The 23922-nt window shown below is 63.9% G+C and carries 19 protein-coding genes; 12 read left to right on the top strand and 7 right to left on the bottom strand.

The window, feature by feature from the left end:
- The first annotated feature begins 14 nt into the window (after window positions 1-14).
- The 3 genes from ACQY7R_RS01385 to ACQY7R_RS01375 are packed head-to-tail and all read left to right on the top strand — an operon-like array spanning window position 15 to window position 3511.
- On the top strand, window positions 15-1406 hold the full coding sequence (locus tag ACQY7R_RS01385; RefSeq protein ID WP_428303810.1) for an O-antigen ligase family protein: 1392 nt from the start codon (window positions 15-17) through the stop codon (window positions 1404-1406).
- A gap of 39 nt (window positions 1407-1445) precedes the next feature.
- The gene (locus ACQY7R_RS01380; RefSeq protein WP_428303809.1) at window positions 1446-2240 is read left to right on the top strand and encodes a WecB/TagA/CpsF family glycosyltransferase; all 795 of its coding nucleotides are present in this window, start codon (window positions 1446-1448) and stop codon (window positions 2238-2240) included.
- A gap of 53 nt (window positions 2241-2293) precedes the next feature.
- Window positions 2294-3511: a sulfatase-like hydrolase/transferase gene (locus tag ACQY7R_RS01375; protein ID WP_428303808.1), complete on the top strand. Its 1218-nt coding sequence runs from the start codon at window positions 2294-2296 to the stop codon at window positions 3509-3511.
- Between the two features lie 120 nt (window positions 3512-3631).
- Here the strand turns inward: ACQY7R_RS01375 and ACQY7R_RS01370 are convergent, their stop codons facing one another.
- Window positions 3632-4600 (bottom strand): DUF6690 family protein, encoded by a 969-nt coding sequence (locus ACQY7R_RS01370; protein ID WP_428303807.1) that lies wholly within the window; start codon window positions 4598-4600, stop codon window positions 3632-3634.
- Window positions 4601-4802: 202 nt separating this feature from the next.
- Between ACQY7R_RS01370 and ACQY7R_RS01365 the strand changes: the two genes are divergently transcribed.
- From ACQY7R_RS01365 to ACQY7R_RS01345, 5 genes are all read left to right on the top strand, one after another.
- A complete protein-coding gene (locus tag ACQY7R_RS01365) occupies window positions 4803-6020 on the top strand; it encodes a THUMP-like domain-containing protein (protein WP_428303806.1) in 1218 nt (405 codons plus the stop codon).
- A 223-nt stretch (window positions 6021-6243) separates the two neighbouring features.
- Complete coding sequence (locus tag ACQY7R_RS01360; RefSeq protein WP_428303805.1) at window positions 6244-7113, top strand: sugar phosphate isomerase/epimerase family protein; 870 nt, start codon at window positions 6244-6246, stop codon at window positions 7111-7113.
- Window positions 7110-7862, top strand: a complete 753-nt coding sequence (locus ACQY7R_RS01355; RefSeq protein WP_428303804.1) for a UbiA family prenyltransferase — start codon at window positions 7110-7112, stop codon at window positions 7860-7862. The genes ACQY7R_RS01360 and ACQY7R_RS01355 overlap by 4 nt, the downstream gene beginning before the upstream one ends.
- 155 nt (window positions 7863-8017) lie before the next feature.
- Complete coding sequence (locus ACQY7R_RS01350; protein ID WP_428303803.1) at window positions 8018-8851, top strand: sugar phosphate isomerase/epimerase family protein; 834 nt, start codon at window positions 8018-8020, stop codon at window positions 8849-8851.
- Between the two features lie 112 nt (window positions 8852-8963).
- Entirely contained in the window at window positions 8964-10289 is a 1326-nt protein-coding gene (locus ACQY7R_RS01345; protein ID WP_428303802.1) for an alkaline phosphatase family protein, read from the top strand.
- An 87-nt stretch (window positions 10290-10376) separates the two neighbouring features.
- Here the strand turns inward: ACQY7R_RS01345 and ACQY7R_RS01340 are convergent, their stop codons facing one another.
- Both ACQY7R_RS01340 and ACQY7R_RS01335 read right to left on the bottom strand, forming a co-directional pair.
- Complete coding sequence (locus ACQY7R_RS01340) at window positions 10377-11189, bottom strand: TatD family hydrolase (RefSeq protein ID WP_428303801.1); 813 nt, start codon at window positions 11187-11189, stop codon at window positions 10377-10379.
- A 112-nt stretch (window positions 11190-11301) separates the two neighbouring features.
- A complete protein-coding gene (locus ACQY7R_RS01335) occupies window positions 11302-11556 on the bottom strand; it encodes a hypothetical protein (RefSeq protein ID WP_428303800.1) in 255 nt (84 codons plus the stop codon).
- A gap of 324 nt (window positions 11557-11880) precedes the next feature.
- On the opposite strand from ACQY7R_RS01335, the gene ACQY7R_RS01330 reads away from it, so the two are divergent.
- Both ACQY7R_RS01330 and ACQY7R_RS01325 read left to right on the top strand, forming a co-directional pair.
- Complete coding sequence (locus ACQY7R_RS01330; RefSeq protein WP_428303799.1) at window positions 11881-13539, top strand: HEAT repeat domain-containing protein; 1659 nt, start codon at window positions 11881-11883, stop codon at window positions 13537-13539.
- On the top strand, window positions 13536-13946 hold the full coding sequence (locus ACQY7R_RS01325) for a hypothetical protein (RefSeq protein ID WP_428303798.1): 411 nt from the start codon (window positions 13536-13538) through the stop codon (window positions 13944-13946). Before ACQY7R_RS01330 ends, ACQY7R_RS01325 begins: the two co-directional genes overlap by 4 nt.
- Window positions 13947-14158: 212 nt before the next feature.
- Here the strand turns inward: ACQY7R_RS01325 and ccsA are convergent, their stop codons facing one another.
- The 4 genes from ccsA to ACQY7R_RS01305 all read right to left on the bottom strand — a co-directional run bounded on the left by ccsA (window position 14159) and on the right by ACQY7R_RS01305 (window position 21422).
- A complete protein-coding gene (gene ccsA / locus ACQY7R_RS01320) occupies window positions 14159-17842 on the bottom strand; it encodes a cytochrome c biogenesis protein CcsA (RefSeq protein WP_428303797.1) in 3684 nt (1227 codons plus the stop codon).
- A gap of 15 nt (window positions 17843-17857) precedes the next feature.
- A complete protein-coding gene (locus tag ACQY7R_RS01315; protein WP_428303796.1) occupies window positions 17858-19126 on the bottom strand; it encodes a hypothetical protein in 1269 nt (422 codons plus the stop codon).
- A gap of 293 nt (window positions 19127-19419) precedes the next feature.
- Window positions 19420-20970, bottom strand: a complete 1551-nt coding sequence (locus ACQY7R_RS01310; RefSeq protein WP_428303795.1) for a helix-turn-helix domain-containing protein — start codon at window positions 20968-20970, stop codon at window positions 19420-19422.
- Between the two features lie 113 nt (window positions 20971-21083).
- Complete coding sequence (locus tag ACQY7R_RS01305; protein WP_428303794.1) at window positions 21084-21422, bottom strand: hypothetical protein; 339 nt, start codon at window positions 21420-21422, stop codon at window positions 21084-21086.
- Between the two features lie 404 nt (window positions 21423-21826).
- Here ACQY7R_RS01305 and hisN point away from each other — a divergent pair, with 404 nt between their 5' ends.
- Both hisN and ACQY7R_RS01295 read left to right on the top strand, forming a co-directional pair.
- On the top strand, window positions 21827-22645 hold the full coding sequence (hisN, locus tag ACQY7R_RS01300; RefSeq protein ID WP_428303793.1) for a histidinol-phosphatase: 819 nt from the start codon (window positions 21827-21829) through the stop codon (window positions 22643-22645).
- A gap of 54 nt (window positions 22646-22699) precedes the next feature.
- Window positions 22700-23881 carry an SGNH/GDSL hydrolase family protein gene (locus tag ACQY7R_RS01295; RefSeq protein WP_428303792.1) on the top strand — a complete coding sequence of 394 codons (1182 nt, stop codon included), beginning with the start codon at window positions 22700-22702 and terminating at the stop codon, window positions 23879-23881.
- Window positions 23882-23922: the final 41 nt, after the last annotated feature.

Genomic DNA, 23922 nt, shown 5'->3' with positions numbered 1-23922 from the left:
TCTCGCAATGCCCTATGGAAGTCGCCATCGCCATCGCTGCCCTCGGCGGACTGCTCTGGTGGGCGGCGTATGCGCGGTGGGGTTCGCTCTGGATGGGCTGCGGGGCCTTCATCGCCCTCGGCTACGTCCTCGCGCCGCCGTTGTGGACTGCTCACATTGGCCCGATCCCGCTCACCGTCGACCGCGTCCTGCTGATCGGGTTCGGCGCCGCCTACATTTGGAAATGGCGGCAAGGCGAACTCGCGCTGCGACACATCTCGCCGGCCGATTGGTTGTTGCTCGCCGCGATTGGGTACTTCACCGTTCGCTGCGCGATGACGCCCACGCCGCCGCCCGACGGTTCTACCGTGAAACCTTGGTGGCGACTCATTGCTGCGTTCTGGATTCCCGCCGCTCTGTACCTCGCCGCTCGCACGTCGAACGACGGCGAGCGCCGCTGGCGCGGGATGCTTTGGATTCTCGCCGGCCTCGGCGGGTTCCTCGCGTTCACCGCGTTCGCCGAAATCACCAAACAGTGGTGGGCCGTCTTCCCTCGCTATATTTCCGACCCGCTGCTCGGCACCCACTTCGGCCGTGCCCGCGGCCCGTCGCTCAACTCAGCGAGCTTGGGCATCATGCTCACCGTCTGCTTCTGGGCGGCGTGGATGTTGTGGCCCAAACTTTCGCGACTCGCGCAAGGCGCCGTCGCCGGATTGCTGCTCGCCATCGCCGGCGGCATCTTCCTCACGTTCACTCGTTCAACCTGGATCGGCCTTGCCGCGGGTCTCGCTGTTGTTCCTGCACTTCAACTCCCCAAGTGGCGCACCGCTTTGGCGATTGGCGTCATCCTCGGTGGCGCCATCGGCGTCGTCGCCCTTGGCGACAAGGTGACAAACCTCAGCCGCAAAGATTCCGACGCCTCCGCCGAGCACTCGGTCTACCAACGGGCGTCGTTCGTGTACGTCTCTATGCGGATGTGGCGCGACGCCCCGCTCCTCGGCTGCGGGTTTGGTCGCTACTACGACCTAAAGATGCCGTACCTCTCCGATCGTAGCCAGCAGCTCGAACTCGAATCGCTCCGCAACCTCGACCACCACAACACGGTCCTTAGCATCCTGGTCGAGACCGGCATCGTCGGCGTGACGCTATTCCTCGCGTTGCTCGTCGCCTGGACGCGGATGGCGTGGCAGCTGTATCGCGCCGAAGACCTACCGATGTGGGAACGCTCCCAAGGCCTATTCCAACTCGCCGTCGTCATCAACTACCTGTCGTCGGCGCTGTTCCACGACTTGACGCTGCTCCCCACCGAACACTGGCCGCTGTTCCTCAGCGCCGGCGTTTCGTCAGCGCTGCTAGCCCGGCGCGCAGAACACGTCACAGCCACGCAACCAGTTCCAACCGCGCCGTGGCACGCCCTCCCCGCATAACTGCCCACTGACAACCGCCCACTGCCAATTGACACTCCAATGCCCATCCCCCAAATCAACCTGTTCGGTATGACGATCCACGCGCTCGACATGCCTGAGAGCATCAGCACGATTCTCGATTGGTGTCGCACGCCCCGCGAGCGTCGCTGCCAGTACGTGGTGACGCCGAACGTCGATCACACGGTGATGTACCAGACGAACGCCGCGCTCCGCGCGTCGTACGCCGACGCGTCGCTGATCCTCGCCGACGGGGCGCCGGTGATTTGGGCCTCGCGATTGCTTGGCCGCGCGCTTCCCGAGCGCGTCGCCGGCAGCGACCTCGCTCCGGCGCTGTTCAAGCGGGCGAATGCCGACACTGAACAAAGCCAGCCGCCGCTGCGGGTTTATTTGCTCGGCGCCGCGCCAGGCGTCGCCGAACGGGCCGCCGCGAACGTCATCGCTCGCTGGCCGCATGTTGAAATCGTCGGCACGCTCTCGCCGCCGATGGGCTTCGAGAAAGACCCGGCGGAGAACGAAAAAATCTTCGCCGCCGTCGCCGCCGCTCAGCCCGATCTGTTGATCCTCGGTCTCGGCGCGCCCAAGCAAGAGCTTTGGATTCACGCCCACGCCGCCGAGCTGCAAGCGAAGGTCGCCCTGTGCGTCGGCGCCACGATCGACTTCCTCGCCGGCGAAAAGAGCCGCGCCCCGCGCTGGATGCGCCGCGTCGGCCTCGAATGGCTCCACCGCCTCTCGAGCGAACCGGGCCGCCTCGCGAAGCGTTACCTTCGCGATGCCTGGGTCTTTCCGCAGTTGGTGTGGCAAGATTGGCGTCGCCGGGCGCTCGCCCCGCACTAGCGTTTACCCAACTGCTCGCAGTTTCGCGGCGTTCATTTTGATATAGTGGCCCCATGCCCCCACGCCACGCTATTGTCATTGCCGTCGACGGACTCCGCGCTTCCGCCCTCGGCGCCTACGGAAACACCTGGCACCCGACCCCCGCGCTCGATCGGCTTGCGAGCGAGTCGCTGTTGTTCGATTGGATGATGGTCGATTCGCCGGCCCTCGCCGGGTTTTACCGCGCCGCCTGGCTCGGCGCACCTGCACCGCACGACGGCGTCGAACCGACGAACCTCAAGCCCCTTGCCGCCGCGCATCCCGCCGGCCTGCTGCCGCAACTCCTGGCAGCAGGCGTCGCGACGTCGCTCACCACCGACGACGTTTGGCTTGCCGAGCAAGGCGATCAACTTGGCTTCCGCGATGTCCGCGCACTTGAGTTTCCCCATCCCGCGACGGCTGAGAGCATGGCCGACACGGAACTCGCGCAGCTCTTTGCGATCGCCGCCGACCAACTCGAACAGTGGAGCGTCGCGGGAGATTCAGCGACAGCTGGCGCCGAGCCTCCCCGCTTACTCTGGCTCCATGCCCGCGGCTATCACGGCGCGTGGGACGCCCCGCTCGAACTCCGCCAATCGCTCCTCGACGAAGACGACCCAGAGGCACCGACGTTCGTGACGCCGCCGCTACGTTTGGAAACGGCGAACCTCGACGAGTTGCTGCTGCAACGCGCCGCCTACGCCGCGCAAACGGCGATTCTCGACGAGTGCGTCGGTATGCTGATCGACATGCTTGCTGAAACAGGACTCGCCGACTCGACGGCGGTCGTCGTCATCGGCTGCCGCGGCTTCGCCCTCGGTGAACATGGCGCCGCGGGAAGCGAGGTCCACGACCTCTACGGCGAAGTGACGCACATTCCTTGCTTGCTCCGTCGGCCTGACGGCGCGCCAGTTGCGCCGCCGCGTGCGAGCGAACTTGCCCAGCCTGCCGACCTCGCGCCCTACCTGCTCGAATGGCTCGGCTGTTCCCTCCCGCCGTCGCCGGGCGATGCCTCACCGTTGGCGTCCGCGCGCGATCGCGTTGTTGCCATCGGCAAGCATGGCGAGCTTGCCTTGCGAACGCAGAGCTGGCTACTGCGGCAAGCAACGAAACCCGGCGAGCTTGGCGAGGCCGAGCCAACCATCGAACTCTTCGCCAAACCGGACGACCGTTGGGAAGCCAACGAAATCGCCGACCGCTGCCCTGAAGACGTCGCCGAGCTGCTGGCGGAGATCGAGTCCTTCTCAAACTAATAGCCGTTGGCCAACAGTGCCCTCGTCGTCCAGGGCCACGGTCAGCAAGCGCTCAACGAAAATTGGAATGCTGCCTTACGACCGTGAGCGCGCTGGTTTCTTGATCGCTACGGGCGACTGCTAATAAATCCCGTTGCGATTGAGCTGGTTGAGCTGCCCCTCGCTTGCCCGGCTGCGGGGACGGAACGATTCCCACAGCGACTTTTTCTCCGCGGCTGGCTCTTCCTTCTTCTCCGCCTGAGCCGTTTCGGTCGGCTTGGCCTCCTCGGCGGCGGGCTTAGCGGCTGTGGCAGCCTTTGGATCTGCGGGAACCGTCGACGTGCCCGGCGCCGCCGGCGGAGGCGTCGAGACCGACGCAACTTGCGGCTTCAGCGGTTTGGCCGTAGCGGGGTCTTGTAGTTCGAACTCCACCGTAAAACTGTCGTGCGGGTTGCTGGTGTTCAGGATCGACGCCACCTGCGTGCGGAGTTCGCTGATGACGTCGTCTCCCTGTCGGACCTGCAGGACCTGTTGGCCGGCGATCACCGTCGGCACCGCCTGCAGGCCGAAGCGTTGGTGCAGTAGCATCGCCAGTTGCGTCGTATCGCCGGTCCAACCGCGGAATGAAATCCGCTTCACCCGTCCGTCGGCGCCAAAGAAGTAGGTGAGCGAACCGGCAATGTCGTACACCTGCGTGCCGCTCACGAGCGGGACGCGGACGCCGAAAAGATCGAGATCGGCGAGCGCCGTCGATTTTCGATCCCAGCGCTGGTAGACCCACTCTTTCGTGACGTCGAACCGCAAGATTTCGGGGAGCGCGTAGGTCATCGCCGACGTCCGCGGCGTCGGTGCGGGGAGCAGCGGCGTGGCGGCGTGGGCAAACGGCGAGGCAGGCGTAGAGTTCGCGGCGTTATTGGCTGGAGTTGCGCCGGCGGCGGGGGCTACGGCGGCCGCTGCATTGTGCGCAGAGGCGGCCGGAGCCGGCGTCGCGGGAGCCGTCGCGGCCGGTTTGCGCATTTGCTCGGCCCATTCGGGGGCGTTCGTCGCGACGTAGGGAACCGCCACCGATGCGGCCAGCAGCGCGGGCATGGCTAAAGTTCGTGAGATCATCTTCCCCGTCGCTCCCCGGCTCGCGAGGTGGTGAGTACGATAGACCCTCCCCCCTAGAATCCTGTTCGACCACTTCGCGACTGCAACTTGCTTTGACGCTCAAGCGCCGCCGCACCTTACTCCACGCCTAAACGCGCCACATCCCCGACGCGCGTAGCAGGCGTCGCGACCCCACTTCGGCGACACTCGCACGACCCACGCTATGGTAAACCTTGACGACTATGCGTGGCTGACGGGCGACGAAGCGGCGGCTGCGGCGCTCGCAGCGTACGCCGACGACCCGCGGTCGGAATTGCAGCAGCAGAACGAACTGCGGAAGCAGTTCACGCCGGAGCGGGCGCGGCTGGTGCTCGAGCAGATTGGCTTGCGACGCCGCGGGGTGCAGAAGTTCGGCCCGCTCGCGATGCGGATGTTCTTCGCGCCGGTGGCGCTCGAGCAGGCGACTGACGGGGAAATCGCGGCCTACAAGGCGGCGCGGTTTCGAGCGGATGGGGCAGGGCGGTTGGTGCACGATTACTGCTGCGGGATTGGCGGCGATTTGCTAGCGCTCGCGGCGGCGGGACCGGCGATTGGTTGGGATTCGTCGCCGGTGGTGCGGCTGCTCGCCGAGCAAAACTTGGCCGCGGCCGCGATGGCGGTCGGGGTGATTGCGAGTCAGGGCGAAGTTCGCGAGGGGGATGTGGCCGAACTGACGCCGGATGCAGGCGAGGCGTGGCATGTCGATCCAGACCGCCGCGCGGATGGGCGGCGATCGACGACGCTCGAGAATCACTCGCCCGGTCCGGAGGTGATCGATCGGTGGCGCGCCGCCGCGCCCGACGGCGCCGTTAAACTCTCGCCAGCCAGCACGCCTCCCAAAGATTGGGAACGCGAGGGTGAACTCGAATGGATCACCTCGCAGCGCGAGTGCCGGCAGCTGGTCGCTTGGTTCGGGCAGCTCGCGCTCGCGCCGGGACAGCGGCGGGCGACGATCGCGCTCGGCGGTTCGCAGAGCGCGAGCTTCGTCGGCGAGGTAGAAATTGACTGCGTCGCCGCAAACGAGCCACTACGTTACGTGTACGATCCCGACCCGTCGCTGATCGCCGCCCACTTACTGGGTGCGATCGCCGAGCACCATGAGTTGACGTCGCTGGGCGCGGGGGGCGTTTATCTCACCGGCGACGAACCGATTGCCGATCCGCTGCTTGCGAGCTTCGCTATCGAGGAAGTCTTCCCGCTGCGTGTTGCCGCAGTGGGGAGTTGGCTATCCGCACGCAACGTCGGGAAGCTCGAGGTGAAGAAACGGGGCGTGACGATCGACCCTGAAAAATTTCGCCGCGATCTGAAACTGCGCGGCGACGATGCGGCGACGCTGATTCTCACCCGTATCGGGAAACGGCAGGTGGCGATCGTAGCCCGCAGATTGGCGACGGCGACGTAGGGCTGCACAGCGGGCGTCATCCCGGATCTGGCGGATCGAAACTGCTTCTAGATTCCTCGCTCCGCTCGGAATGACGTTTCAATGCTGCGTTGACCTCCAATGCCGCAATGACCTTAGGCGGTGCGGTGACCTTCAGCCGTGCGTTGACAGGGGTAACTTCCGCCCCCTTCGCAGGCTAAAATGGGAGCTTACCCATCCTCAGCCCAGTCGCGGTTGCCGCCGTATGAAACTTGCCTTTAGTTCCAACGCTTATCTTCGCTACACGCTAAAGGAAACAGTGCGGCGGATTGCCGAAATCGGTTACGAGGGGATCGAGCTTCTCGCCGACGTGCCGCATGCGTGGCCCGCGGGGATGTTGCCGGAGCAACTCGAAGAGATCCGCCAGACGATCGCCGACTCGGGGCTGACGATTTCGAACATCAACGCGTTCATGATGAACGCCGTCGCCGATCCGCGGCAGCCGTATTGGCATCCGGGGTGGACCGATCCCGATCCGCACTACCGCGCGATCCGCCGCGAGCATACGAAGCGGGCGCTCAAGCTGGCGGCCCAACTTGGCGCGCCGCACATCACCACTGAACCAGGCGGGCAACTCGCGCCGGGGCAGTCGCGGGCCGATGCGAGCCAGATTTTTTACGACGAGCTGATGCCGTGCCTCGAAGTGGCGGAACAACTCGGCGTCGGGCTACTCATCGAGCCGGAGCCTGACCTGCTAATCGAGCGATTCGACGAGTACCTGGAGTTCGTCGAGCGGATCGACTCGCCGCAGTTGGGACTGAACTTCGACGTCGGCCATGCGTACTGCGTCGGCGAGGACCCGCAAGACTGGGTTGCGAAGATGGCAGACCACACAGTCCACTATCACCTGGAAGATATCGCCGACACTCGTATCCATCAGCACATGGTGCCAGGGCAGGGGGCGATCGATTTCCCGGCGACGTTGCGGGAGATTCAAAAGACCGGCTACGACGGCTGGCTGACGGTGGAACTGTACCCCTACGGCGTGAGCCCCGACCCCGCGGCGCGGGAAGCCCGCGAATTTCTCACCCGTGCCCTCCGCGACCTTGGCGTGCCGGAGACTTCCCCGTCATGAGCAGCGTCGCGCAGCCTGGTCGGATGCTCGCCTGGTGGCAACTGCTGCGTGCGGCCAACGTTTTTACCGCGGCCTCGAACGTGCTGGCCGGATTTTTGATCGTGCAGCGCAGTTTTGAACCGGCGGAGGCGCTCGCCGCGCTTGTGGCGAGTTCGGCCTGCTTGTATCTCGCCGGCATGGTGCTGAACGACTTTTTTGATGCCGAGATCGACAGCGTTGAACGGCCGGAGAGGCCGATTCCTTCGGGGCGAATTCCGCGCGGCGTCGCGGGGTTAGTTGGCTGGTCGCTATTGGCGATCGGCGTCTTGCTCGCGCTCGCGATTAGCTACCAACAGGCGAACATCGCGCCGGGGCTTATCGGCGTGCTGCTGGCGATCGCGGTGGTGCAGTACGACGGCGGGCTGAAGAAGACGCGATTCGGGCCGTACGCGATGGGCTGGTGCCGGGTGCTCAACGTGTTGCTGGGGGCGAGCGTGGCGATTGATCTGTCACACCGTGTCGTGCCGTTCGCGTATGCCGTGATGATCGGAGCGTACACAGTGGGCCTCACCTATGTGGCGCGGAGCGAAATGGTGGGCAACTTTGCGCGGAGCTTGCACATTCGCAACGTGGTAACGCGGCTATTGCAGGGATTTATTGTGATCGACGCGATTGCCGCGACGCTGGCCGCCGGTTGGATCGCGGGGTTGGCGGTGCTTTGTTTGTTGATTCCGACGTTGATTATCGCGCGTTGGGCGGCGATGACGTAAAAGCAGTCGGCAGTCGGCAGTAGAATCTCCCTCCCTTGAAGGGAGGGGCTAGGGGAGGGATTAAAATAGTCACCCAGCAAAAACAAGATTGACGCCACACGCCACTCACAAACATCTTCTGCCCACTGCCCACTGCCCACTGCCCACTCACGCCCATGCACCTCGGTTACGTCACTAACGGCTTCGCCCACCACAGCCTGCCGGCGGCGCTGGAGGTGTTGGCGGGCATCGGGTACCGCAGCGTCGCGATCACGCTCGATCATGGTTCGCTCAATCCGTTTGCCGCGGATTTTGAGCGAGAGTTGCACGCGACAGCGGAGTTGCTGGCGAAGTACCAGCTGCGCAGCGTCATCGAAACCGGCGCGCGGTTCCTACTCGATCCACATGTAAAACATGAGCCGACGCTCGTGTCGCAGCGGGAAGAAGATCGCCTACGGCGAATCGATTTTCTGCAGCGGGCGATCAACGCGGCGAAGTTCCTCGGCAGCGATTGCGTCTCGCTTTGGGCGGGCGTCGTTCATCACGCGGCGGGTCGCGATGCGGCGCTGGCTGATCTCACGGCGGGGCTGCAGCGCGTCGTCGACTATGCCGAACGTCGCGACGTGACGATTGGCTTCGAGCCCGAGCCGGGGATGCTGATCGACACGATGGGTTCGTTCGCGGAACTGCTCGATCGCGTTGATTCGCCGCGGCTGCAGCTGACGCTCGACGTCGGCCACCTCCACTGCCTCAACGAAACGCCGATCGCCGACGTGATTCGCCGTTGGGGCGAGCGGATCGTCAACGTTCACATCGAAGACATGCGGGCCGGGGTGCACGATCACCTGATGTTCGGCGACGGCGAAATGGACTTTCCGTCGATCATCGCGGCGCTCCGCGAGGTCGACTATGATGGCGGCGTTCACGTGGAACTAAGCCGCCATAGCCACGACGCGCCGCGCGTGGCGAAACTGGCGTTTGAATTTTTGTCACCATTGATGAAGAGGTAGCCGCGAAAAGGCACAAAGCACGCAAAAAAGGTAAGCAATCCAGGTCACTGCAAGACTCTGCACCCATTTTTTGCGTCCCTTGCGCCTCTTTGCGGCTAAAAAGAAAATAGCCATGCCCGAATACGTCATCTTGCTCACCGTCCCTGGCCTGCGTCGTCAGGATCTCGCTCACATGCCGCGGTTGGCGGCGCTCACTGCCGGCGGCGATCAGGCGGAACTGGCGCCGACGTTTCCCGCCGTCACCTGCACGGTGCAGTCGAGCATCACCACCGGCACGCCGCCGAGCGAGCATGGCGTCATCGCGAACGGTTTTTACTGGCGCGATCGGCAGGCGGTCGAGATGTGGACGACGCCGAACGAGTGCGTCGACCGGCCGCAGATTTGGGATACGCTGCACGAGCAGGCGCCTGGCGTGACGTCGGCGGTGTGGTTCCCGCTCCATGCGAAGCATTGCGGGGCCGATTACGTTTGCCTGCCGGCGCCGGTACACAACCCCGACGGCAGCGAGTCGCTGTGGTGCTACACGAAGCCCGAGATGCTGTACGGCGACTTCCTCGCGAAGCTCGGCCACTTCCCGCTGATGAACTACTGGGGGCCGATGTCGAACATCAAGTCGACCGAGTGGATCGTCTCGTCGGCGATTCAGGCGGCCGAGCAGTTCAAGCCGAACTTTTTTTACTTGTACATGCAGCATCTCGACTACGCGCCGCAGAAGTTCGGGCCCGATAGCCCCGAGGCGCGACAAGCGCTCGTCGATCTCGATGCGGAGATTGGCCGGCTGGTTGATGGGTTCGCCACGGCCTATGGCGATGCGAAACCGCTATGGCTCGTAGCCAGCGAGTATGTCATCACCGCGGTTGATCACGTGATTTACCCCAACCGATTGCTCCGCGACGCGGGGCTGCTGACGGTGAAGGAAGTCGACGGCGGCGAGTTGATCGACTTCGCGGCGAGCCGCGCGTGGGCGCTGGCCGATCACCAATTCTCGCATATCTTCGTCCGCGATCAGGATGCGGCGACGATCAAAGAAGTACGGGCGCTGTTTGAAAGGCTCAAGGGCGTTGCAGAGGTGTTCGAACCGAAGAATGCCCCGCAGTACGATCTCAACCACGAGCGGAGCGGCGAGCTTGTCGTCGTCAGCGAGCCGAACAGCTGGCAGGCGTATTACTGGTGGAACGACGACGCGCGGGCGCCAGAGTTCGCCCGCAGCGTCGACATCCACCGCAAGCCAGGCTACGACCCCGTGGAGATGTTCTTCGACCCGGCGACGCGTGGCATCCCGCTCGATGCCACGCTAGTCAAAGGCTCGCACGGTGCGCCGGCGAACGACGCCGCCCAACGCGGCGTGCTACTCAGCTCGCAGAAGGGCGTCTTCGTCGAAGGGCCGACGGCCGACACCGACGTGGCAGAAATCGTGCTGCGGCAGTTCGGGCTCTAAGAGAAAGCCCGCGAATGACGCTAATTGGCGCGAATAGACAAGCGATCACTGCATTGCTTATTCGCGAAAATTCGCGTGATTCGCGGGTCACTTCTTCTCTTCAAACCGAAAGCCGCGGCTCTGCCCGAAGAACTTCAGCGGGTTGTCGTAGACGACGCGGCGGATCAGCGATTCAGCGTGGCCGCGTTTGCGCATCTCCATGATGAAATCGGGGACCGCGGTCGGCTTCGACGGGCCCCAGTCGCCGGCGGAATTTACCAGCAGCCGCTCGGGGCCGTAGATTTCGACCATGTCGCACGCCCGTTGCGGGGTGCATTTGCTCACCGGGTAGAGGGTCATTCCAGCCCAAAAGCCTTGGTCGAGCACCAGCCCGACGGTGTGCTCTTCAACATGATCGACCAGCACGCGGTCGCGTTGCAGGCGGCCGTCGCCGGTGAGCATGTCGAGAATCATCCGCGTCCCCTGGTATTTGTCTTCCAGGTGAGGGGTGTGGATGAGAATCTGCTCGTTCGTCTTCACCGCGAGGTCGATGTGTTCGAGGAATACGGTCGCTTCGTTGCGGGTATTCTTGTTGAGGCCGATCTCGCCAATGCCGAGCACGCCGGGGCGGTCGAGGAACTCGGGGATCATCGCGATCACTTCGCGGGAGAGGGCGACGTTCTCCGCTTCCTTGGCGTTGATGCAGAGCCAAGTGAAGTGTTGGATGCCGTACCAACCGGCGCGTTTCGGTTCGAACGCGGTGAGTTGTTCGAAATAGTCGCGAAAGCCGTCGACGCTGCCGCGATCGTAGCCAGCCCAGAAGGCCGGCTCGCTGACGGCGACGCAGCCCATTTTGGCGAGCGTTTCGTAATCGTCCGTGGTCCGCGAGACCATGTGGATATGGGGGTCGATGTAGTACACCGCGCTGTTCGCCGCCGTTTCAAGCCACCGGTTTTGCGGTGGGCGTTATGGATCTGGGATCGAAAACGGTTCGTCCACCGGCGGAGCCGGCGGCTTTTATTGCTCGCGTTGGTTACACCTCAAGGCGCGTGCGCCACTGTTCGTCGTAGTCGCGGCTGAAGAGGAGCTGTACGCGGGCGGCGCGGCTCGGGTCCTCGGCCAGCAGCAATTGGATCGCCTTTTCAAGCCGTTCACGGCGACCGCCGTCGTCGCCGGCCGGGAGGGCGCGGTCGAGCCGATCAAGGCCTGCCGCAATTTCCAGAATCTTGGCCCGCAGCGGCAGGAACTCTTGCTCCAGCACGGCGTCGCGCGTTCGTTCGCCAGTCATTGTCGATCTCTCCTTCATGGCACGCGTTTCCTGCCGCGGTGGCGTCGTAACGGTCGTCCGACGCCTGCTCCTTCAGCTCAGACTTCCAGTTTCGCCGACCGCCGAGCGGGTTGCAATGACCGGCACGGCGGCCCGTATTCCGACGGTATCGATTAGAGCGGCTATCCGGCGGCGAAATTCGGCTGCACCTTTCCACAGCGGCGGCGTGCGCGAAACCGCCAATTCGGTCGTAACTTCGTGTCGATTTCTGCGGCATGGTCGCCCACACGGCGTAGATTTCAGCGTCAACCCACGGTGCGCGGCGACGCTGCGCATTTGTGAACCTTGCATTTCCCGTTCGTCGGCCTCGCCCCGCGCGAGCCAGCACCGGTGCATCCACTCCAGCGAACCATCGACGCCCTGGCGAAGAGCCACAACGAGGCGGCCACGCCGGCGCTAATTGCTGCGCTCGGCACGCAGTCGATTGAAGTCTTCGACGGCGTCGTGCGGGCGCTTTGCGCGCGCCGCAGCAAAGTCGGGCATCTTGCCGTACTCCGCTACTGGGAGGTGCTAACGCCGTCGCAGAAACTGATCGTCGAAAAAGGGCGTTGCCGCATGGGCGTCGCCCTTCGCGAAGCGCTACTCGACGGCGACGACAAGCTGTTCGGCGCCGCGTACGAATTTGTCGAAGCTTCCGGCGATTACGATCTCGTGCCGACGCTCGTGATGGTCGCCGAGCAAACTTGCGGCGAACGGGCCGATGCCGCGGTATCGCTGACGCTCAACCTGGTCGACCAGCTTTGCCGCTGGCTGGCCGCCGAGCGCGAACCTGTGCTGGGACGCGATCCAGAAACCATTCGTTACTGCGTGCTGGAGAGCTTGGAACGCTCCGTCGAGCGCTACCGGCAGCATCACCGCACCGAGTTGCTCGAAGCGTTCGTCGTTCTCGCCGGGCCCGACAGCAAGTTGCTTCGCAGCATCTTGGAATCGCCGCACCACCCGTGCCACCAGAGCATCGTCAAGTCGCTGACCGCGAGCATCAGCCCGAGCATGCTGCGGCTCTTGACGACAATGTACGCCTACCGCGAAGCTCCGCCTGCGGTACGCAACGTCGTCGCGAAGCGAACCGACCAACCGTTCATCGATGCCTTCCTGGCGATTCCGCTCGATTCGAAGAATGCGTTGCTGCAGCGCAATCTCATTCGGACGAAGGGCATCGCCTGCTGTGAAGCGAACCCGGCCATCCTGGCGCAGTTGACCGACGAACAGCAAGCGACCGCGATGCGGATGCTGGCCGCGTCGGGCACGAGCGAGGATCATAAGCTGAGCCTCGCCGAAATCTTGATGAAGCATGGGCCGGTCGAGGGGCGGATCGCCGCCTGCGAGGCGCTGCGGACTATCAACGGGCAACGTGCGAATCAACTCGCCCTGCAAGCCTTGCAAGACGAGCATGGCGAAGTGCAAGCCGCCGCCGTCCGACAACTGCGCGAGCGGCGAATCCCGGGCGCGATGAACAAGCTGCTGGAACTCGTGCAGAGCCCGATCGAAGCGGTCAGTTCCGCGGCGCGTGATGCGCTGTGGGAATTCATGTTCGATAATTTCGTCGCCCGTTTCGATTTGCTTGACGAATCGGCACGGCGCGATATGGGCGTGCGGGTCGCGCTGGTTGACCAAACGAGCGTCGCACGGCTCGCTGCAGAGCTTGCCAATCCGGCGCGGCGGCATCGATTGCGGGCCATCGAGATGGCGGCCGCGATGGGGCTGCTGCCGAAGCTGGCCGACGCGCTCATCGAACGGCTGCAAGACGAAGATCACATGGTCCGCACGGCCGCCGCCGATGCGCTGCAGTACTGCACGGCCGACGACGTGCGAAACGCGCTGCTTGCGGCGATCGGCGACAGCAGCGTCGCCGTGCAGATGGCCGCGCGGAACAGTTTGCGAACCCTCGGGGCCGACGTGCCTGGCGGCGATCAGCCGACGGTGATCGGGAGGGTGGCGCCATGAGCGGCAACGTCACGCTTGCCGTCGCCTTATTGGGCGAAATCGGCGACAACTTCCCGCAGTCGGGGCGACGACTCAACTGGTCGGACCTGTGGGCCTACGGGATCGCCGTGGTGCTTGGCGCTATCGTGACGGCCATGCTGCTGTACTGGCGCCGTCGCAACGACATGTCGATTCACTGCAACAATTCGTGGAAGCTATTCCGCGAGCTGTGCCAAATCCACGAGCTCGACCTGCCGAGCCAGCGGCTGCTCGCCGCGCTGGCGACCGCCCGCGGGTACGAACAACCGACGCAGGTCTTCCTGGCGCCGGAGGCGTTCGAGGTGAGCGACCTGCCGCCGTCGTGGCAACTGAGCGCCGGGCATCTGCATCGCTTGAAGCAGGTGCTGTTTGATTTGCAGCGCGGTTGATTGCGGCGTCACGCCATCTTCTCGCCCCGCGCTGCCGAGTTAATTCAACAGCCAGCCACGGGGAGCACAGAAGAATGAAACTCTGAGGTCCCCTCCCCTTGAGGGGGAGGGTTAGGGAGGGGTGACGGCAGCGGGTACCAGCGATCTACCCCCTCCCCAGCCCTCCCCTCAAGGGGGGAGGGAGCCAGAGCATTTGTGTGTGGCGATTCTCGCTACGCGGCTGGCATTGCTCCGTCGCGCGGGCCGCCGCTCGGCGCGGCGGTGATTAGCGGCCAGGCGTACGCCAGCGCGATGATCGCCAGTTGGCTCAGCATAAAGATCCCAAGCCAGAACTGGCGGCCTTCGGTGAAGCCGTACGAGTGGAGCCCGACGCCCATTTCGTTGACGCCGAACCATGACCAGAGCGTGACGATGTTGCCGCAGACGGCAAGCGCCGCGAGGCCTCGCTCGCCGACCATTTTGCCCCAGCGGGCGTGCAGCACGATCGCGTTCCAAATGACGATCATCAACGCGCCGTTTTCCTTCGGATCCCAGCCCCAGAATCGGCCCCACGAGTCGTCGGCCCACAGGCCGCCGAGAATCGTGCCGATGAAGCTGAAGAAGATCGCGAAGCAAATCGTCCCGTAGGTCATGCGGGTGAGCTGCCGGCGATGATCTTCGTTGAGCTTGCCAGTAAGCAGGCCAAGCACGATCGTCAGAATGCCGAGCGCCCCCGCCACCAGTGTCGTCGCATAGCCGAGCGTGATGCACACGACGTGCGTGGCGAGCCAGAAGTTCGTATCGAGCACCGCCTGCATAACGCCGATCGTGTCACCGTCGTTATCGAACGTCAGGTAGTAGGCGATGATCATCGTCGGGAAGCCAAGCGCCGCGGCCAGCAGGTTGCCGACGCCGAGCTTGTAGATCACTTCGAACAGTAGTGCGAAGAAGACCGCCGCCCAGCCAATGAAGACCGCCGAAGAGTAAAGATTGGTGATCGGTGGGCGGCCGGAAATGTAAATTCGGCAGATCAGACCAAACGTGTGGAGCGCGAACGTGAACCAGAGGAGCCAGTTCGCCGAGCGGTTGAAGCCTTCCGACCAACCAAGCCACGCGAGCACGGCAAGCACGAACGCGCAAATGTAAAGGACGATGCAGAGCGTGAACGGACTGAAGTTGTTGAAGTAGGCTTCGAAGCCGATGCGATCGAGGTTAAGCCGTTCGGCCGGCTTACGCGTGGCGGCGTCCGTTTTCACCGCGGCCGCATCTTCATGCTGAGCCTCGGCCACGGCTCGTTCTTTGACGAGCTTCCGGTAATCGGCCACCGCGGTGTTGAAGTCCTGAGACTTTCCGTCGGCGTAGGCGTCGAGGATTTTTCTTAGCGTAGTGGCGGCGTCGTCGGGCCGTCCGCCATTGGGCGCAAACTTCGAAATGAGCGTGTCCATCTCGGCCGCCAGCATTGTCCGCCAATCGGCCTCCGGGGTGAGCGGCGGCACGGGTCGCGGGGCTCCCCCCTCGTTCATGCTTTGGATTTGAGCAACGGTGCGCTGGATGTTGTCGCGCACTTCATCCTCGGTTTGCCCATCGAGGATCGGCGGGCCAAAGGCGTCCATCAGCGTGAACACGGCGCTTAGCTTGCGACCCAGCTCGACGAACTTCTTCTGGGTGAGATTGCGTTTCGCTTCGGGAACCTCGCGGGCAAGATCGATTTGCCGCTGCAGTTCAGCGCGATTATCGCCGCCGTAAAGTTCCGCCAAACTGTAACGGAATCCATGCCTTGGCTTCAGCTTGAGGGCCTGCAATACGTCGAGGTTCTCGACCTTGATCACCTTGTGCTGCGCAGCCGGCTTGCTTTGCGTGATGACGTCGAGCAACCAGCGGATGGCGGGCTGCTTCTTGTCGAAGCGAGCATCCTCGTAGGTTTCTTTGCCCGAGAGGGTCCGCAGGGCGTTGCTGGCCAGCGAATCCATCGGCTGAGTCCGGCCACCGTAGGCGACTGGCAGCTTGGCGAATTCGTGAATCTGGGCTTCGCCAGCCGCTTCCTTCGCTGGCCGCGACTTGCCGACGACGTACCCGGCGAAGAGCAAGACGAGCAGGGCCGGAATCCAGACTTCCATGCGTCCCCAGTCGGAGAGGCTCAGCCCGCGCCGCACGACGACGTCGCCGCCAGCCTCGACCGCTTTGATCGCCTCGTTTTCACGCCGATAGACAAATCGCACGACCATTTGCAGGAAGTGAATTAACATCCCCACAGCGACGATCATGCACGCGACGTAGGGGATCATCCAGCCGGCGTTGCTGACGATTTGCAGCGTCGTGCTTTGCAGATTTTCAGGATCGTAGCTTGCCTGATAAATCGTCTCGCCGGCATAGCGAATCGGATTGTTCATGTAAACCGACAGGGGAACGTCGACGTTTTGCGCGGGATCGCGGAGCCGAACAAACGCCTGAAAGTTCTTCGCCGTGACGCTTCCCTCGTACGTTTCGTACTTGAATTTATCGAGCGTGAGCGAGTAATTCTTCGGGACGCGTTTGTAGCGCAGGCCGACGTTGTAAACCTTGCCGTCGACTTCGATCACTTCGCCGCCGAGCAACGACCACAGCAAGAACTTGCCGACCGACGTCGAATCGTCGGCAGTTTTGCCATCCTTCCTGAAAAGTTCGACGACTGCCGCGGGGGCGTCGGGAATCGAACCGGTGCTGACGCCGTTGTTCAGTTCCAGCGGCATGACCACCCGCAACTGGCCGAACCCGGCGTTGGCGGGACTCGTTTCCCCCGGATGGGCGCGGCGGGTCGTAGCGTTCGGCATCGCCTCGAGCACGCGAATGTCGAAGGGGAGGGCTTCGTCGGTGATCAGCTTCCCTTTGTCGACGATCTTTTCCTTGCCGTCGACGAATTCCATCTTCGGCGCCGCGGCGTCGATGATCGCGCCGGGCACGATCGAGACGACGTCGCGCTTCGGATCAGTGACGTCGGTGATCGCCAGTTCCCATGACCGCGTATCGTCGGCGTACGCCTTGGTTTCGCCTTCGACGAGCCGCATCTGGGCTTCGCCGACGTATTGAGAGGTGTAAAGTTCGCCGAACATGAGCAGCGCAACGCCGCCGTGGAGCAGCACGACGCCGCCCCGTTTCCCGAACAACGCCCAGCAGGCGAGGCCGAGGACGATGCTCGCCGAGGTTCCTTTCGCGAGTTGCCACAAGATGCGCAGGCCCGCGGCGTCGAGGCGGACGTCGGGGTTCGCGAACAACCAGACGGCAAGGCCAATGAGGATTGCCGCAGCCGCAGCGCCGAACCACCAGAGCCAGACGCCGGCCGATTCCCACGCTTTGCGGCGCGTGAGTGCGAGGATGTAAGCGAGCGTTAGCGAGACGGCGCCCAAGCCCGCCCGCATCGCGTGCCACAGGTTGTTGAGGAACGACTCCGGGAGCTCGCTTTCAATCGTCGAATTCGAACCGCTGACAATCACGCCATAAGTGATCGCCACGCCTGCGGCGAGCAGCGCGAGCCCGCCCCACAACCGACTGCCGCGGGCGGTGATTTTGAAACGCAGCCCATGCGCGGCGAGCAGGTTGATCGCCAGAAAGACGCCGAGCATTTCACCGCCCGGGAAGGGGAAGCGGATGTTCGGCACGTCCCACGCGCGCGGGAGGAATATCTTCAGCTCGACCCACGCGATTGGCGTGCGAAAATAGTCGTCGACGACGCGCCACACGTCGTAGTCGATTTGCGCGAGCGTGCCCGCCAGCACCAAGAACAGCGAGAGCGACAGCAGCATTACCGTGAGCTGCAGCGACGCCAGCGGCGTCAGCAGTTGCACGAGCAGCGGCTTCTGCTGGGTTCGCCCGCCGACGCGCCCCGCGCCATCGCCGGGGAGATCCATCGAACCGTGCCGTGGGAGATCGACTGTCGCCATACTTCGCCGCCTCGTTTACTTGCCGTCGCCGGCAAACTTGATCGACTCGATGAATTTGTTGAACGGTTCGCGCTGCGCTTCGACGAGCGTGCGGTCGCCGGTCATTTTGAAGAACCACACCATGTCGCCCTGCTTGACCATCGCTGCGAGGATGCCCATCGGCTTCGCTTCGCTGTCGGGGCCGAGCAGTTCGAACGACTCGCCGTCGGCGCCGCTGATTTGGAGTGGCTTCGAGGCGGCTTTCACTTCGTCCGGCGACATCGTGAGACCGACCTGGCCGGCCCAGCGTTGGGCTTGAGCCACGGGGTCGCCCATCATGCCGGTGGCAGGGAAAGGCATCACCGTGACTTCCGCCTTCTGATCGCCGTCGACGACGTTGAACGCCGCCGTCCGCATGCTGCTCATCACGCCCGGCTGCCAACCTTCGGGAGGGGTGTAAGTGAACTCCTTCGGCTTCGGCATTTCGGTCGCCGGCGTTCCGCCGCCGCCCATGGGGGGCATCGGCTGACGCATTGGCGGGGTCGTCGCGGCTACCGGCGGGGCGTTGGGCGCTGCGGCTGCAGGAGCCGTGCCGGCCGGCATTTCAGCGTCTGTGGTTGAGGACGAATCGGCGCCGGCGACTGGCGGATGGCCCGCCGGCATTCCGCCGACGCCCGGCATCGCACCGCTCATCGGCTGCATGACGCCGATGAGCTCGATGAACGTCGCCTGCACCGCATCGTCGGCCGTCGGCTTCTCCTTCACCAACTTGGCGATCTCATCGGCAGAGAGCTTCGATTGCTGCATCTGGCCGACCCACCGATCGATGTTCACTTTGCGGAACTCTTCCCAGTCGGCCGTCAGCGGCAGCGACGACACGGCGAGTTCCAGCGTCTTACCTTCGTACGGAATCTCGATCGTCGCGACCCGCATGGCGCTCGCCGGCTTTTCGCCCCAGCCCTCGGGGAGCGTCCAACTCGGCGTCTTGCCGGCGCCGTTCAGCTTCACCGTGGAGAGGAACTCGTCGAACGACTTGCGGAGCGGATCGAGCCCTTCGCCGCGGGCGACCAGCTTGAAGAACCAGGCTTGGCTCTGCTGCGGATCGGCCGCCTTCTCGGCGATGATCGCCGCGAGCATGTGATCGGTTCCGGCGCGGACCTCCGCGACGTCGACCACCGTGCGAAACTTTTCGGTCGCCGGGGTTTCGTAGGTGGTGACTTTTGGATCCTCGCCGCAACCGGCGAGAGCCGGGACAATTGCCGCGAGAAGGGTAAGAGCGAGCCAGCCGGGACAGACGGGACGCACAGCGCGTCCGGAGCGGCAATTGGTAGGCATCAGGATCGGCGGGAATGAGGTGGAAGGCCTGCCCGGCGCACCACCGGCGCCGCGCAGCAAATCAGCCACTCATTATAAGGCGGTCCCCCTCCCCAGGGATACCGCTATCGCCGCTTGGTAGCCGCGGGGCAACGCCCCCGCCGGAGCGAGTTCAATCGCGGCTCGAACCCACAGATTATCGAACAAACGACGATACGCGTCGGCATGGACGCACCGCGACCACCGGTCGCGGCTTTGCCGCCCAGCACGCAGGATTTGCCCAACTACCGCATCCCGAACATGCCGCCAATCGATTCGAGCAGCGAATCGTTGAGCGTCAGGTTGTCTTCCCAACTCCAGATGTTGCGGACCATGTCGAGCGACAGGACGCCGGCGAACATCAGCAGGAAGAAGCAGGAAGCCAGGCCGACGATGTTCATCACCGAATATTCGCCCTGGCTGCGAGCCGCTGCCGCCGGAGCGCCGGAAAACGCCGCCATTTCGAATTCGCCCGGTGCGCCGTCGCCGTAGTCGTCGCTGAGGACGACGCCGTCGTCTCCTTCGATTTCTGCGAAGGCGTCGTCGCCGAGCAGGCCGGCCTCTTCCGTGCCGCCCAAATCGCCGAGGTCGGCGTCGAGGGCGATCACCTGCGAACTGCTGTCGCCATCGTCATCAGTTTCGTTAAGCGGCGTGAGCCGGAACGAATCGTCGGTCTGCAGCTTGGGCGCGGCAGCCGGTTTGATGTCGCTGCCGACGAGCGAGAGGTCGGATTCGCCGTTGCCGCCGCCGAGGGTGAGCGAGTCGAGAATCGCCGAGCCGCCGATTTCGAGCGGAATGTCGTCGAGCGCCAGACCGCTGTCCGACGGCGAGAGATTGATGCCGCTGTCGCCGCTGTCGAGGGTGATGTCGCTGCCGCCGTCGGTCGCGAGGACGAAGTCGTCTTCGTCCGTGGCGAGTTCCAGATCGGAAGTAGGGCCAGCGTTCGCCTTTGCCTTGCCCGCGTCGAGGTCGATTTCCGGCACCGGGTCGGTGCCGTCGTCGAGTTCCAGGTCGTCTTCGATCTTCAGATCGCTATCGGGCGGAGCAAGTTGCTGAGCGAAGTTCGACTTCTCTTCCGCAGCCACCGGCTGGGCTGAGCCAAGGCCCAAGCTCGATTCGGCTGCGAGATCGAGTTCCAGTTCTTCGAGGTCTTCGAACGCGCTCGTGGCGCCCGACTCTTTTTCAAGTTCGTCGAGAACGCCCGAACCGGCAACGCCTGCCGAGAGGACGTTCGAGGCGCCCCCGGCGAGGGCGACGTCGCTGCCGTCGAGCGACAGGTCGTCTTCCGTCACCAGCTCCAGGTCGGCGTCGGGCGAGTTCTGCTTGCTGCGGCCGATAATCGTGCTGGCCGCGGGCAGCGATTCGCCGAGTTCTTCTTCGCTCAGCAAGATGGAATCGGAGGGGTCGTTCGCTTCGACCGGTTCATCGTGGATGCTGAGCTGCGGATCGCTGCCGCCGGCCGTAACGGTGTCGTCCTGGTCCTCAGCGAGTTCCAACTCGCTCCCTAGGGAGAAGTCGTCGTCTCCGGCGAGCTGCAAATCGTCGAGATCGTCGAGCCCGACCAGCGGCGAGGAATCGACCAGATCGTCGGCGCCAATGAGGCTGATGTCGCTCGGCGGGGGCGAATCGGGAATCCCCTCAGTCGCGAGCCGTTCAATTTCGTCGCTGCGGAATTTCCAGCTGGAGCCGTCGCGGTAGGCCCGCAACTCTCCATCCTCGCGGAGCTGGTTGAGACGCTCCGAAGTGATTCCGAGCTTTTCGACGGCCTCTTCGAATTTGACGAACTTCTGCTCCATCGCAACCTCGCGTTAGCTCGGGCCCCCATGGGGGGTTCGAGGGTTCTCGCGCGGCGCGACTCCATTGCTGCAGTCCGCGTGAAAAGTGATCTGTCTGTTCTCTCGAACGGAGGCTACTGCTTCCGCTCGATCCCCTGCATGATCTCCGACGGCAGGGGGCTTCCGCTGTTCCAATAGTCGAGTCCAAGATCGCCGCTGATGTTCCGTGCGCTTTTCAGCGTGATCTCTCCCGACGTTTTGTCGATGTGGTAGACGACAATCCTCTTCGTCGCCGGTTCCACAATCGTCAACGCCGTCGGTTTGGCGTCGGTCGAGGGAATCAGGTAAGTGATCAGTTGCCCGGCGCCGCCGAAGCTGGGCATCGACGCCGGCTGTTGAGCCTGTGCCGACCACACCAACCCCGCCGCCGCGATCACAACTGCCAGTCCGACCCCTCGATACGACTTGCCCACGGTTCCATCCTCCAGCGCTGGCGACCTCGCGGCCGCGCTTCTGGAAGAGGCGAATGAACTCCTGTTCATTCTAAATGGGCCGCTCCCAGGTTCAAGAAAAAATCAACCGATCCTGTTGCCCTGCCTTAAGTTACTCCACGGCCCGCATAACCGCTACAATCGCCGCCGTGGCCGCACAGTCTACCCCGGCTCGCTAGTCTCCCACAACGCCACTCAGGAGTCGGCTGGGCGTTCAGACCGGCCTCCGCGGAGACGACTGTCGCCTGCAACAGCGGGCCGCCGCACGCTCCAACCGAAATGACTGCGTTTCGTCGCCGCCGGCCCGGCCAAAAACCTCACCGGCAGTGCCGAACCGTGCTACATTGGCTAGCTAGTTCCCCGACTTCTTTGGTAGTTTGCTCAGCATGAGCTCCACTTCTCCCGCCGATCCCGCCACCCAATCCCGCCTCGATTTGGCCGTTTCCGCCGCCCGGGCCGCCGGGACCGCCACGCTCCAGTGGTTCCGCCAGTCGGCCCTCGCCGTTGAGCGGAAGGGTGACGGCTCGCCAGTGACCGCCGCCGACCGGGCCGCCGAATCGCTCCTCCGCGAGCAGATTTCGGCCCAGTTCCCCGACGATGCGATCCTAGGCGAAGAATTCGGCGAGAAGGCGGGAACCTCCGCTTACCAATGGGTGCTCGACCCGATCGACGGGACGAAGAGCTTCATCAGCGGGGTTCCGCTGTATACGACACTCGTCGCCGTGCTGAAGGACAATCAACCGCTCGTCGGCGTCATCTATTCCCCGGCGACGAAAGAAATCGTCTACGCCGCCGCGGGTGGACAGAGCATGTACGAGAACGGCGACGGTCGGGCCGTCGAGGCGCGGGTCTCCGGCACCGAGCGCCTGGCCGAAGCGACCTTCCTCACCACCGAACTGAAGACGTTCGACGAAGTGGGCGAAAAAGGTTCCCGCGGCGTCTACAACCAGCTCGAAAAGGCCTGCCGCCTCACCCGCACTTGGGGCGACGCCTACGGCTACATGCTGATCGCCACCGGCCGGGCCGACGTGATGATCGACCCGATCATGAACCTGTGGGACGCCGCAGCGTTGCAACCGATTATCGAAGGGGCAGGGGGCTACTACTCCGATTGGCAAGGTCGGCCCTCGGTCCACACGGGCAACTCGCTGGCGACCAACCCGCAACTGGCGGGGTTGGTGCTGAGCATCACCCGCGAAGGGTGATGCAGATATTCGTTCGCTCCCTATGGCCGGAAGCATGAGCGCCCGGAGCAGCCCGTGACTAGCTTTCCGCAACGCTCCCTCGCCCTCATCGCGTTTGCCGCTGCGTTACTCATCGCCAGCGCGAGGGCCGACGCCGCCCTCTATAGCAAGCTCATCATCTTCGGCGACAGCCTCTCCGACGTTGGCAACGTCGCCAGCTCCTCCTTCGGCATTTATCCCGGAAAATACTACACGAACAACCGATTTTCGAACGGCCCGGTCTGGGTCGAGACGCTCGCAGCCAGCCTTGGTCTCCCTGCCGTCACGCGCAGTACAGCCGGCGGCGACAACTTTGCGTACGGCGGCGCCCAAACGACCGGCACTGGCGGCATCGAGGGAGCCTTCATCCGCGACATCGACGAGCAGGTGACGCAGTACCTCAACCAGCGCACCGTCGATCCGGCGGCGCTGTATGTCGTCTTCGCTGGCGCGAACGATTTCATCGGCGGCAAAACTAACGTGGCGCCACCCGCCGCAAAGCTGACCGCCGACATTTCACGTCTGATCACCGCCGGCGCCCGCAACTTTCTCGTGCCGAACCTACCGCTCCTCGGCGGTACGCCCCGCTTCAACGGCAACGCGACGACGGCGGCGACCTACAACGCCCGCACATCGCAGTTCAACGCCACGATGGACGCGTCGCTGCTCGACTTGAGTGATGACGCTGCAGGGCTGGCGTTCTTCCGCCTCGACGTCGCCGGCCTCTTCGCGGAGGCGATCGCGACGCCGGCGAAGTTTGGACTCGTGAACGTCACGAATGCCGCAGCGCCAGGTCTCTCGCCCGGCGATAGCAGCTACAACACGGCGCTCATCGCCCCGAACGCCAACCAATATTTATTTTGGGACGACCTTCATCCCACGACGGCGGTCCACACGATTCTCGCCGCACGCGCTCATGCACTCCTCGACGGCACGCCGGGCGATTTCAATGCCGACGGACTCGTCGACGCCGGCGATTTGGAACTCTGGAAACTCAGCTTCGGCGTCGGCGAGGCCGCCACGCGCAGTCAGGGGGATGCAAACAACGACGGCGCCGTCGATGGCGCCGATTTTTTGCTGTGGCAGCGAAACGCAACCCCTGTCGCCTCGGTCTCCGCGATCCCCGAACCAGCGTCCTGGCTGGTCGCGGTCGGGGGCGTGCTCGTCGCCTATCGCTTCCGTTCACAGCGGGTGCATAAGGCGCCTCGAACTCGCTAAGTTGAAGCAGCGCTGGTTCCGCCCCATTCTGAGAGTGACCA

It is taken from the genome of Lacipirellula sp. (assembly GCF_965279485.1).
Classification (GTDB): Bacteria; Planctomycetota; Planctomycetia; order Pirellulales; family Lacipirellulaceae; genus Lacipirellula.
Note: the sequence above shows the minus strand (reverse complement) of the source record. Positions and strands in the feature narration are given on the sequence as shown.

Excerpts from the sequence above, each read along its gene's own strand:
- ACQY7R_RS01385 (WP_428303810.1), top strand. The coding sequence starts at position 15 with ATGGAAGTCGCCATCGCCATCGCTGCCCTCGGCGGACTGCTCTGGTGG.
- ACQY7R_RS01380 (WP_428303809.1), top strand. The coding sequence starts at position 1,446 with ATGCCCATCCCCCAAATCAACCTGTTCGGTATGACGATCCACGCGCTC.
- ACQY7R_RS01375 (WP_428303808.1), top strand. The coding sequence starts at position 2,294 with ATGCCCCCACGCCACGCTATTGTCATTGCCGTCGACGGACTCCGCGCT.
- ACQY7R_RS01370 (WP_428303807.1), bottom strand. The coding sequence starts at position 4,600 with ATGATCTCACGAACTTTAGCCATGCCCGCGCTGCTGGCCGCATCGGTG.
- ACQY7R_RS01365 (WP_428303806.1), top strand. The coding sequence starts at position 4,803 with ATGGTAAACCTTGACGACTATGCGTGGCTGACGGGCGACGAAGCGGCG.
- ACQY7R_RS01360 (WP_428303805.1), top strand. The coding sequence starts at position 6,244 with ATGAAACTTGCCTTTAGTTCCAACGCTTATCTTCGCTACACGCTAAAG.
- ACQY7R_RS01355 (WP_428303804.1), top strand. The coding sequence starts at position 7,110 with ATGAGCAGCGTCGCGCAGCCTGGTCGGATGCTCGCCTGGTGGCAACTG.
- ACQY7R_RS01350 (WP_428303803.1), top strand. The coding sequence starts at position 8,018 with ATGCACCTCGGTTACGTCACTAACGGCTTCGCCCACCACAGCCTGCCG.
- ACQY7R_RS01345 (WP_428303802.1), top strand. The coding sequence starts at position 8,964 with ATGCCCGAATACGTCATCTTGCTCACCGTCCCTGGCCTGCGTCGTCAG.
- ACQY7R_RS01335 (WP_428303800.1), bottom strand. The coding sequence starts at position 11,556 with ATGACTGGCGAACGAACGCGCGACGCCGTGCTGGAGCAAGAGTTCCTG.
- ACQY7R_RS01325 (WP_428303798.1), top strand. The coding sequence starts at position 13,536 with ATGAGCGGCAACGTCACGCTTGCCGTCGCCTTATTGGGCGAAATCGGC.
- ccsA (WP_428303797.1), bottom strand. The coding sequence starts at position 17,842 with ATGGCGACAGTCGATCTCCCACGGCACGGTTCGATGGATCTCCCCGGC.
- ACQY7R_RS01310 (WP_428303795.1), bottom strand. The coding sequence starts at position 20,970 with ATGGAGCAGAAGTTCGTCAAATTCGAAGAGGCCGTCGAAAAGCTCGGA.
- hisN (WP_428303793.1), top strand. The coding sequence starts at position 21,827 with ATGAGCTCCACTTCTCCCGCCGATCCCGCCACCCAATCCCGCCTCGAT.